The organism is Synergistaceae bacterium (genome assembly GCA_017444345.1).
Taxonomy (GTDB): domain Bacteria; phylum Synergistota; class Synergistia; order Synergistales; family Aminobacteriaceae; genus JAFUXM01.
The window spans coordinates 51,491-62,529 of sequence record JAFSWW010000086.1 but is presented as its reverse complement, the minus strand read 5'-3'; the positions used below and the strand labels follow the sequence as shown (position 1 = coordinate 62,529).

The window sequence follows — 11,039 nt, the reverse complement described above, 5'->3', positions numbered from 1 at the left end:
TGTTAATGAATCCTCACAAGTAAAAAATATACTCATTCAATTTATTAAATACTTCCCTGATTTAGAACAAAGAGTTAAAGATATAGACTCATACTCCGAGAAACTTTCACAGCACGCACGAGTCTTGTGTCAATATTTAGAAGGTGAATGTACGGGATTCGCTGCTTACTACGCGAATAATATAGAGAATAAGACGGGATATATAACCCTGATAGTGATACACGAAAATTTCAGGCGGCAGGGACTCGGCAGTAAATTAATTCGTGAATGCTTTGATGACATGAGATATTCAGACATGAAACGTGTCAGGCTTGAAGTCAGGAAAAATAACGGCGGGGCAATTAAATTTTATGAGTCAGAAAAATTTATACTCGAGTCAGAGTCAGAATCAGGTGAGAGTCTTTACATGACACGCGAACTCTAAGACGAGAAATAAACAAGGCTGCATAATCACAAGTTCGACACAGCGGCCTCGAAAAATTTTCATTACTCACCGCACCATAAGTGAAGAGGCCTAATACCCCCCCCCCCATACGTATTATTACATAAGAATTCAACTTTTAGCCATTCATTTACGCGTGAGAGTACATTATCGAGTTCAGATCTTGAGTCTGCTTTAAGAAAAACGATTCCCATTGTCGAATTTGCACCCGTGAAGGGCTTTATTGTGTCGCCGTCTTTAGCCCATAAATCGAGAAGTACTACATATTTTTTCATAATTTCCGGGTCTATAGTCATGCGTCTAAAAATTTCCGGCTGTTCGACGTTAATATGTAATACCATTTCGCTCCAACTTCCTATAATTTCATGAGGAGTCATATTTATTAAGGGCATTCCTACAGCACTGCGAATTTCGTTCTCTATGAGGTCAACACCATATGCCAATTTTTCAATTTCGGCTATTTTGCAGCCTCCGCCCCTCGGTGATACTTCCATTATATAAGGCTTATCGTCTGAACTCACACAAGTTTCAATATTATATATTCCTGTTTTCATGTCAAGTAAATTCATTAATCGCTGTATCTCATGAGTCAAAGTTTCCTGATGACGCATTGCCATAGTTGACGGCCATTTGATTCCTGATGGTGTATATGGATTATCCGCGCCCTTGTCAAATAACTGATCGGAAAAAGTCATAAATTTTAGTTCGCCGTCCACTGTGAAAGGATCTGAACTTGAATGATAGCCGTTAAACGTCAGGAATTCCTCAATAATAAAAGCTCCGCATAATGAGCCCGATATAGCTTTATTTATAGCAGCATCGAGTCCTTCAGGGGAATCAACGCGTGTAACTCCCTTGCTTCCTGCTGAATCAACCGGCTTGACAATCACGGGCCAGCGAAAATAATTTAAATCATTCTTGACTGAGTCAATTTCCGAGCGTGTATATCTTTTTGCTTTAGGAGTATTAAATCCGTTATCAGCTAGAAATTTTCTAAATAGTCCCTTATCCTGCAAGATTCGCACTGACTCGTATGAACCTTGAAAGGGGAGACTCATTTTTTCGGCAGTATATGCGGCTGCGACAACTCCGGGATCACAAGCAAAAGAAATTATGCCGTCAATTTTCCGTTCAGCTGCTGCCTTGAGAACAGCGTCCTTATCTATGACACTGACATTGCAGTATTCATCTGAATATTTATGAGCGTCATTATTAGGCAAATAGTCGCATGTAATCACGTATAAACCCAGTTTCTTGGCCGTCTCTATAACCGGAATAATATAGCGCGATCCTCCGAGTATCATTAATTTTTTCAAGTTATTAGCCCTCCTAAAAAAGCCCCCTCGTTGTCAAGGGGACATTAAATTATTTATTAGCTTCGAGCCAGCTTTCAAGAATCAACACCGCAGCAACTTTGTCTACAGTTTTGCGCCGCTGTTTTCGTGAAATATCGGCCTCGATTAACATTTTTTGTGCTATAACAGTCGTAAATCTCTCGTCCCATGTCGTAAAAATTATATCGGGATATTCAGATTTTAGCGAGTCTAAAATATTTATGACTCTTTCTGCTGCGTCGCTTTTTTTGCCGTCGGTTCTTACTGGGAGTCCGAGAACTATTACAGCAGGATCAAATTTTTTAATGCACGAGTCAAACTCTTCACGCCACGTATCAATTTGCCAGACTCCGAGTCCCTGCGCGATTATTCGTGAAGGATCAGAAATTGCCGCACCGATTCTAACTGTCCCGATGTCAAGTGCTAAAACTCTGCTCAAATTTTCAAAATCTCCTCAAATTCCTGCATTCTTTCAACTGGGAACGGAGGGCAGGCGATAGGTTTCATTGCAATAGAGATTAATTTTACGGGGTTATCATCGGGCGCAACGTGATTGACGCTCAAATGTCCGCAAATTTTACAACGGTGAATTATTGCCCATTCTCCGTTTTTCCTGACCCACACGCCTATAGGTTCCATAATGCCCCCGCAATCTGACTCGCGGTCCCCCGGCTCATTATCCAAATGAAGACTTGTGAGGCAGTTATTACAGTGATTGCGATGATTTTCACCGAATAAAGGCGGATTAACTTTCCAACCGCAAAATTTACACGTAAAGCCCTCATTGCACGGGTGAGTCTTGTAATATCCTTTTTCAAGAGAATGCCTCTTGTTTACTCTGTTCAATTTATTAGACCTCCTAAAAGATTAAAATTTTATTCTCTTATTCTCTTGGGAGGTGCTGAAATCCTTACTTGCTCCAGACCTCCCGGCCTGAAGCAATCTTTATTATTATGCCATGCTGCATAAATGCAAATCTCCTTATTTAAATTTAATTTAATTATTTATTAGCAATTATTTCACGAACACGCTTTAAAGCCGCCTCAAGTTTTGAGCCTTCTTTGCCGCCCCCTTGAGCGAGATTCTTTCTTCCCCCGCCCTTACCGCCTAGAATTATACAAGCCTCTTTTACGAGTTCGCCCGCGTTTATGCCTTTATTAACTGCCTCATCGTTGGCCATTGCTACAATTTGGCAAGAATTATCTTGTGTGTTAATTGACGCAAGAATCACTATATTTGCTTCAGGTCTTGCACGTGCCTTGTCGCCTATGTCTCGTAACATGTTCGCTTGAATATCAGGGAATCGCCCGATTTGCAATAATATCCCGTTGATCTCTTCACGTTCTAAAAATTTTTCGGAGTTGTCAAGCAATTCACGTAATTTTGCGGCCTGAATCTGACTCCTCATAGTCTTTAAATCGTCAACAAGTGCGCGCGCCTTCTCGTTTAGATTATCTTCATCAGTTGATAATAAAGCCGTTAATGAATTTCTCAAAGCAAATAATTTTTGCATGAGTGCTAATACATTCATTCCGGTTGCCGCTAAAATTCGTCTCGTTCCTGAGCCTATACTTTCTTCACGTAAAATTTTGAAGCTCCCTATATCGCCGGTGCGTTTGACATGCAAGCCCCCGCATAATTCCATAGAGAATCCCGGAACATTTACGATTCTTACTATATCGCCGTATTTTTCCTCAAAGAGTGCCTTTGCTCCGAGTGATTGAGCCTCTTCTTTTGTGTGTTCGGAAATATCAAGCTCGATATTATTCAAAATTTGCTGATTGATAATTTTCTCGGTCTCGATAATTTCAGCTTCAGTAACTGGCGAATGATGAGTAAAATCAAATCTCAAGAAATAATCATTTACGAGTGAACCCGCCTGCCTGACATGACGGCCGAGAACCTGCGCTAAAGCCTCATGAAGTAAATGAGTCGCCGTGTGATTGCGTCTGATTGCCTGCCTTCTTTTATCATCGACAAAGCATAAAGCCTCATCGCCTGAATTAATTTTGCCTTCTGACTCGAGTCTAACAGAATGAACTATAATTTTCCCGTGCGGCACAGTGTTTAAAACTTTCAGAGTGCTTGACCCCGTTTTGATTTCGCCAGTATCGCCGACTTCTCCGCCCCGTTCCGCATAAAATGGAGTCGTATCTAAGACGATTTCAAATTCTCCGGGAGATTTCACGCTGTCGACTCGTCCTTCAGGAGTAATTAACGCTAAAATTTTCGCAGTGTCTGAAACTCTTTCATAGCCCGTAAAAATTGTAGCTCCTGACTCGTTCTCTATTTCCGTGTAAATGTCGCCTGATAACGCACTTTTTTTCTGTTTGCTTGATGCCCTTGCGCGTTCTCTCTGCTCGTTCATGGCTGATTTAAAGCCTTCTTCATCGAGTGTGAATCCCTGTTCGCCTGCCATTTCTCGCGTTAATTCAGGGGGGAATCCGTAAGTGTCATAAAGAGTAAATATAACTTGTCCGGGTATCTCGTTTTGAGCTTGAGCCTTTAAGCCTGCAATAACAGAGTCAAATAATTCTGTGCCCTGCCTCAAAGTTTTATTAAATTTCTCTTCTTCAAGATTAATAATCTGCTCGATTACTGGTCGCTGCGTGATTAATTCTTTATAGGGATCGCCCATAATTTCTATTAAAATCGGCAAGTACTCACAAATAAATAGCCCGTCAAAATTTAATAATTTTCCGAATCTCACAGCACGACGCAAGAGTCTCCGCAAAACATAGCCCGGCCCGTCATTTGAAGGCAGTACACCGTCAGCAAGCATAAACGCAACACTTCTTACATGATCAGAAATTACACGCGCGGCCATGTCGTTAAATTCGTTGTCGCCGTATTTAATGCCTGCTCGTTTGCAAGTGTAATTAATCAGCGGAGTAAATAAATCTGTCTCATAATCCGTGTCAACTTCCTGAACAACTGAAGCAAGACGCTCGAGTCCCATTCCCGTATCAATATTTTTGTGAGGCAGTAAGGGCAAGCTCCCATCTTTTTGACGGTCAAACTGGGTAAAGACGAGATTCCAAATTTCCATATATCTATCACAATCACAGCCGACTCCGCAAGTTGCCTTACCGCATGAATATTTTTCGCCGCGATCGTAATAAATTTCGCTGCAGGGTCCGCAGGGGCCAGTGTCGCCCATGAACCAGTAATTATCTTCTTGTCCGAATCTAAAAATTTTGTTTTCAGGGAGTCCGACTACTTTGTGCCAGACATTAAAAGCCTCGTCATCATCTTTATAAATCGTAGCATATAATCTATCAGGATTTAGCCCGATTCGTTCCGTCAAGAATTCCCACGCCCAAGTTATGGCCTCATGCTTGAAATAACTCCCCCATGAGAAATTGCCTAACATTTCAAAAAAAGTGTGATGCCTCGCAGTTCGTCCTACGTTTTCTATATCATTAGTGCGTACACATTTTTGACTCGTTACGACTCGTGGATATTCGGGCTGCTTAATTCCTAAATAATAGGGCTTTAACGGTACCATTCCCGCAATTGTGAATAATAACGAGGGATCTTCAGGCACGAGCGAGAAACTAGGCAAATGCTTAGAGCCTTTCTCTTCCCAGAATTTAATAAATAATTCGCGCAATTCTTTAGCAGATCTATATTTCATTATTTATTCTCCTGACTTTGACTCGGACTTGTTAATCTGTCAATAAAGGGCTTCACTAAATCTACAGGGATCGGGAAGAATGTAGTAGTGTTTCTTTCTCCTGAAATCTCGCGAATAGTCTGCAAATATCTTAACTGCAAAGTTATAGGCGATGACTCCATTTGATGGGCAGCTTGTGAAAGTTTCTCGGCGGCCTGTAATTCTCCTTCTGCTGCGATAATTTTTGCTCGGCGTTCCCGTTCTGCTTCGGCTTGCCGTGCCATTGCGCGTTTCATTCCCTCAGGTAATTCTAACTCTTTGACTTCTACGGCACTTACTTTAATGCCCCATGGGTCTGTGCGTTCGTCGATAATTTTTTGTAATTCCTGATTAATTTTTTCTCTTGATGATAATACTTCGTCGAGTTCTACAGAGCCTACAACGGATCTTAAAGTAGTCTGTGCTAATTGACTCGTTGCGACGATATAATTTTCTACTTCAACGACTGATTTTGCGGGTTCAAGAACTCTAAAATATACTACTGCATTGACTTTAATAGCGACATTATCTTTAGTGATTACTTCCTGAACGGGAACATCAAGAGTCAATATTCTCAAGTCCACGCTAATAGCCTTGTCAAGAATCGGCATAATAAAGACGATGCCCGGCCCCCTGCTGCCAACGAGACGGCCAAGACGGAATAAAACGAGCCTTCTATATTCAGGAACTACACGGACGGCCATAGAAAGCACGATCAACAATATAAATATTACGACAAATGCGCTGCCTATTCCTGAAATTATCGAGCCTAAATCGCTAATATCAATTATCATGCTAAAAATTTTCTCCTTTACTATAAACTATAAAATATTACTTGAATAAATCTTTGAATTTGTCAAAGAAACCTTTTTCTCCATTACCGACCGGAGTCTGCATTTCATCAGCAAGAGATTTTATTAACTCCCGCTGCTTATCAGTTAATTTGCTGGGAACGTCAATAAATACATGAGCGTATAGATCCCCGAAATTCTGCGTGTTAATCTTGGGCATTCCCTTGCCTTTGATTTTGAGAACTTGACCGTGATTTGTGCCTGCTGGTACGGAAATTTTTGCGTCCTTACCGTCAAGAGTCTTTATTGTCGCTTCAGTGCCTAAGACTGCCTGCGGATATGTAAGCACTAAACTTGTGTGTAAATCTGCGCCTTGTCTCTCAAATTTCGGGTCTAATTCTACATCAATAATCAAATATAAATCGCCAGCTTCACCGCCGTTAATTCCTGCCTCGCCAGCGTCGGGGATTCTGAGCCGCATATTTCGCTCAACACCTGCGGGAATCTTGACTTCAAGAGTCTTTTTCCTGCGTACACGACCGGAGCCGCCGCACTCATCGCACTTATCACGAATAATTTTGCCTGTTCCATGACAATCCGGGCATGTTGTAATCGTAGTAAATGAGCCGAGAAAACTTCTTTGAGTCTGCTGTACTTGGCCGCGTCCGTTACATTTTTTGCAAGTTTCGGGCTTAGTTCCTGGTTTAGCTCCTGATCCGTTACATTTCGGGCAAGTTTCAGATTTCATTACGTCAATATTTCGCTTTATTCCCGTGAAGGCTTCAAGCAAACTGACTCTAACAAGCATCTCTATATTATTGCCGCGTCTTGCTGCATTTGGATTATAAGACTGCCTAGAGTGAAAGCCCCCGAATCCTCCGCTGAATAAGTCAAAGAAATCACCAAAATCAACACCGCCGAATCCTCCCATGCCGCTGAACGGGTCAGCATTTGGATTAGTTGTCCCGAACTGGTCATAACGTGCTCGCTTTTCGGGATCGCTCAAAACGGTATAAGCCGCGTTAATTTTCTTGAATTTCTCTTCATTGTCCTTATCGCCGGGGTGCAAATCAGGATGATATAACTTTACTAGTTTGTGATAGGCCTTCTTTATATCATCTTGTGAGGCACTGCGATCGACTTCCAAAATTTTATATAAATCTTCCAACTAAGAAATTACACCTTTCTATAAAAATATTCCCCCCGCCATATACGGAGGGACGTTCACGAAAAAATTTTATTATCTTCTGCGTTCGAGTCTTGCTTTGAGATCTTGAGCGGGCTTGTAATCCGGGTTAATCTCAAGTGCTTTATTTGCCCATTTCAAAGCCTCATCATGTCTATTGCGTAATCTTTCAGCGCATAAACCTGCCCAGTATGCTGCGAGATAATTTGCTTCGGGTGCTGCTTCTACGGCCTTTGTGTAGTCTTCAAGCGCGTTAGTGATTCTTTTCGCGTTATATTTTGCGTAGGCTGCTCTCTGCATGGCTATTAATTCGCGGCGTTTCTCGGCTGGTATTGAGTAAGTTAATATTACTGACGCTTCAGTTGAGTGATTCGGGTTAAATGCCGGTAATTCTTTAATGAGAGTCTCAAGTTCGGCGAGTTCTGCGGCTTTTACTGTTGTCTGATTCTCTTTTTCTGTGAGAGCTGACTCGCGAGCTGCAAAATTTTCACTGTCCTGCGCAAGTTTTTGAGTTTTCGCGGCCAAGTCTGACTCTCTTGCTGATAGTTCCTGCTCACGTTTAGCGATTTCTGATTCAGTCTTTGCTATTGCCTCACTCTGAGCCGTTAATTTTTGAGCCTGTTCACTGGCTGAATTCTCGCGCGCTGTTAATGACTCCTCACGTGAATTTAATTCGTTTTCGCGATCCGTTAATTTTGCTTCAAGTTCGGCGAGTCTTCTCTCGGCTGCTTCACGGTTTGCAAGTTCAGTTTCCCGCTTTGTTAATTCTTCTTCGCGGGCTGTGAGTTTGTCGGCGGCTTCTTTGGCTGAAATTTTTGCGTTTAATTCTGCTTCACGTTCTGCGAGGGCTTTTTCTCGGTCGGCTAGTTCTGACTCTCTTTTTGTCAGGGCTGCTGAAGAGTCCGTAAATTTCTGGCTTTCTTGAGCGAATACCATTTCCCGCCGTGCCAAAGCTGCTTCACGTGCCATTAAACTTTTTTCGCGCTCGTTTACTTGAGTCTCACGTCCGATTAATATAGCAGAAGTCCCGGAGATCTCGCGCAACTTTGCTGTGATAGTAGAACTCTTTGCGGCCAAATCTTTTTCTTGATTAGAGATTGCCTGCTCCCTGTCAGATAATGAGGCCGATAAATCAGCGAGTTCTGACTCTTTCTGAGCTAGGGCGTTTTCTCGTTCTGCTAAATTGTCGGAGTCAGTGTCAGCTGATTGAGTCTGAGTCTGTAATTCTTCGGGTTCGTCGGGGGTGTCTGCTTCTTCAGCGTAACAGACAGATCCAAACATAATAAGCACTAATAAAAGCACTGCAAATTTCTTGAACATTTTATATTATATCCTCCCTGTTATAAATTAAAATCTGAATAAATTTTTGTCTGTTAATTCTATAATAATCGCAAATTTTTCACAAATAATCATTTAATTTGAGATTTTGAATTCATTATATTAGAATTTACGGGAATAAAATTTTATTTGAATGAGTGAGAATTATTAGCGCATGTTTCTATACACTATAGGATTCACGAAAAAATCAGCCGAACAATTTTTTACGAGAATTAAATATTATCGTATTAAATTATTAATTGACATAAGACTGAATAATAATAATCAGCTCGCGGGATTCTCAAAGAAAAACGATCTAAAATATTTTCTTGAAACAATTTGCGGCTGTCAATATGAACATTGCCCTGAATATGCGCCGACTAAAGAAATACTATCAAGTTATAAGCGCAAAAAAATTACTTGGCATGAATACGAGCAGAAATATACAAGTTTAATGCAAGAAAGAGACGCGATAAAAAATTTTATTTCACGTTTTGACTCGTTGTATGAGACAGTTTGTTTATTATGTGCAGAACCTAAGCCTGATAAATGCCACAGGAGATTATTTGCTGAAATGATATATAAAGCACTTCCTGATGTTATACTCACTCATATATAATATAAAACATGAAAATTGACGCGGTTATTATGGCAAAATCTAACATGTTCGGGAAGTTCTGCGTTGCCGGTATTGATTTATATTCTGGCCGCTGGGTCAGGTTTGTGTCATTTGAAGACGGGCAGCCATTATCAGACTTTCAGCTAATATTCATAAATTCGCCGGGAACTTGCAAAATCTTAGACACCGCAAAAATTTCAATAGCTCGCAAAATAGGACATTCACGGCAAAATCACAGCGAGGACTTTATGATTAAATATGACGCTTGGCTGAAACTCGGAGAAATGGATTTAAGCGAAATTATAAAGATTCACCCGCCTGAATTTCATGATTATATATTCGGGAATTTGCGAGAGTATTTAACACTTGAAGAGATTCACGAATATAAATTAAATTACTCGTTGATATTTATAGAAGTCGAGAACTTGAGAATCTATCACGAACGAAAATTTTATAACGAGATAAAGCCGCGCGCAAGTTTTGATTACAACGGCGATTATTATACGCAAATTAGAATCACAGATCCTGATTATGATAATAATAATTATAATGACGCAAAAAATTTGATAATCCCTCACGCCTATTTAGTAATGAGTATGCCCGCAAAACCTTTAAAAGCTAATGGGAGATTTTATAAGTTAATCGCGAAAATTTTTGTATCATGATTATATATTCTTGCAATAAAGGGCACTAAAAAATTTAATATTTACAGCAAGCAAAACGGGGATAAAATTTTTGTATCATGATAAAGAATCGTTTATAAAAAATTTTGTGTAAAATATTATTTATTACATAACAGCACAACAGGAGAAAATTTTTATATTATGATAAATAATAAAATTATAGATTTTCACGTTCATATTTACCCGCCGGAAATTATTAAAGACTGCGAGAAAATTTCAGAGCATGAATCATATTTTGACGCGCTGACTCATAATAGCGTGCATAAATGGGCGACTCTTGAAGATTTATTATCAAGAATGACGCGAGATAATATCACACATGCTATTATATTCGGGTTTGCTTTTCGTGATATGGGACTGTGTAAAATCTGCAATGACTATATAATTGACTGCGTTAAAAAATTTCCTGATAAATTAACTGGATTCTGTGTTGTGCCTCCGTGCGATAAAAATTTAGAACGTGAAATAATGCGCTGTGCTGATTCAGGCTTAATAGGAGCGGGCGAATTATTCCCGGACGGACAAAATATAAATATTTCAGATAATAACGAGACTTCACGATTAACAAATGCAGTCAGGGCAGCAAATTTTTTATTATTATGGCACTTGGCCGAACCTGTAGGGCATGAATACGCGGGCAAGGGCAAAACGAGCACTCGGGACGCTTTCAAATTCTGCGCAAATAATCCCGATATAACGACAATTTTTGCACATTTCGGGGGCGGGTTGTGGATTTATGAGTTAATGCCTGAAGTTAGGAAAATTTTGCGAAATACTTATTATGACATTGCAGCGATGCCGTATTTATATGACGCTAAAATTTTTGACGCGATAAAAGCAGCCGGAGTTATACATAAATTCTTAATGGGGAGTGATTATCCGATTCTGGATTCGTCAAGATATGAGAAAAAGTTTAATGATTCAAAACTTGATATTAATGATATAGCGCAAATAAAATATTTAAATGCCATGAATTTACTATCACGCAAAAATAAATAAATCCCCCTGCAAA

General features: G+C 40.1%; 11 protein-coding genes. 4 read left to right on the top strand and 7 right to left on the bottom strand.

Annotation, left to right across the window (positions count from 1 at the left end):
- Nucleotides 1-424: GNAT family N-acetyltransferase (locus IJS99_06450; protein ID MBQ7561455.1), on the top strand; the 424-nt coding region annotated here is incomplete at its 5' end.
- 62 nt (nt 425-486) lie between these two features.
- Here IJS99_06450 and IJS99_06445 read toward each other — a convergent pair.
- The 7 genes from IJS99_06445 to IJS99_06415 all read right to left on the bottom strand — a co-directional run bounded on the left by IJS99_06445 (nt 487) and on the right by IJS99_06415 (nt 8,728).
- Nucleotides 487-1,758, bottom strand: a complete 1,272-nt coding sequence (locus IJS99_06445) for an ATP-grasp domain-containing protein (GenBank protein MBQ7561454.1) — start codon at nt 1,756-1,758, stop codon at nt 487-489.
- A 49-nt stretch (nt 1,759-1,807) separates the two neighbouring features.
- Nucleotides 1,808-2,215 (bottom strand): Holliday junction resolvase RuvX, encoded by a 408-nt coding sequence (gene ruvX / locus IJS99_06440; GenBank protein MBQ7561453.1) that lies wholly within the window; start codon nt 2,213-2,215, stop codon nt 1,808-1,810.
- Nucleotides 2,212-2,622: an RNHCP domain-containing protein gene (locus tag IJS99_06435; protein ID MBQ7561452.1), complete on the bottom strand. Its 411-nt coding sequence runs from the start codon at nt 2,620-2,622 to the stop codon at nt 2,212-2,214. The genes ruvX and IJS99_06435 overlap by 4 nt, the downstream gene beginning before the upstream one ends.
- A 154-nt stretch (nt 2,623-2,776) precedes the next feature.
- Nucleotides 2,777-5,413 (bottom strand): alanine--tRNA ligase, encoded by a 2,637-nt coding sequence (gene alaS / locus IJS99_06430; protein MBQ7561451.1) that lies wholly within the window; start codon nt 5,411-5,413, stop codon nt 2,777-2,779.
- Entirely contained in the window at nt 5,413-6,225 is an 813-nt protein-coding gene (locus tag IJS99_06425) for a slipin family protein (protein ID MBQ7561450.1), read from the bottom strand. Before IJS99_06425 ends, alaS begins: the two co-directional genes overlap by 1 nt.
- Nucleotides 6,226-6,262: 37 nt before the next feature.
- Nucleotides 6,263-7,390: a molecular chaperone DnaJ gene (gene dnaJ / locus IJS99_06420; GenBank protein MBQ7561449.1), complete on the bottom strand. Its 1,128-nt coding sequence runs from the start codon at nt 7,388-7,390 to the stop codon at nt 6,263-6,265.
- A gap of 72 nt (nt 7,391-7,462) precedes the next feature.
- Nucleotides 7,463-8,728, bottom strand: a complete 1,266-nt coding sequence (locus IJS99_06415; protein ID MBQ7561448.1) for a hypothetical protein — start codon at nt 8,726-8,728, stop codon at nt 7,463-7,465.
- 172 nt (nt 8,729-8,900) lie between these two features.
- On the opposite strand from IJS99_06415, the gene IJS99_06410 reads away from it, so the two are divergent.
- From IJS99_06410 to IJS99_06400, 3 genes are all read left to right on the top strand, one after another.
- A complete protein-coding gene (locus IJS99_06410) occupies nt 8,901-9,344 on the top strand; it encodes a DUF488 domain-containing protein (GenBank protein MBQ7561447.1) in 444 nt (147 codons plus the stop codon).
- A gap of 29 nt (nt 9,345-9,373) precedes the next feature.
- On the top strand, nt 9,374-10,009 hold the full coding sequence (locus IJS99_06405) for a hypothetical protein (GenBank protein ID MBQ7561446.1): 636 nt from the start codon (nt 9,374-9,376) through the stop codon (nt 10,007-10,009).
- A 159-nt stretch (nt 10,010-10,168) separates the two neighbouring features.
- A complete protein-coding gene (locus IJS99_06400; GenBank protein ID MBQ7561445.1) occupies nt 10,169-11,026 on the top strand; it encodes an amidohydrolase family protein in 858 nt (285 codons plus the stop codon).
- The last annotated feature ends 13 nt before the right edge of the window (nt 11,027-11,039 follow it).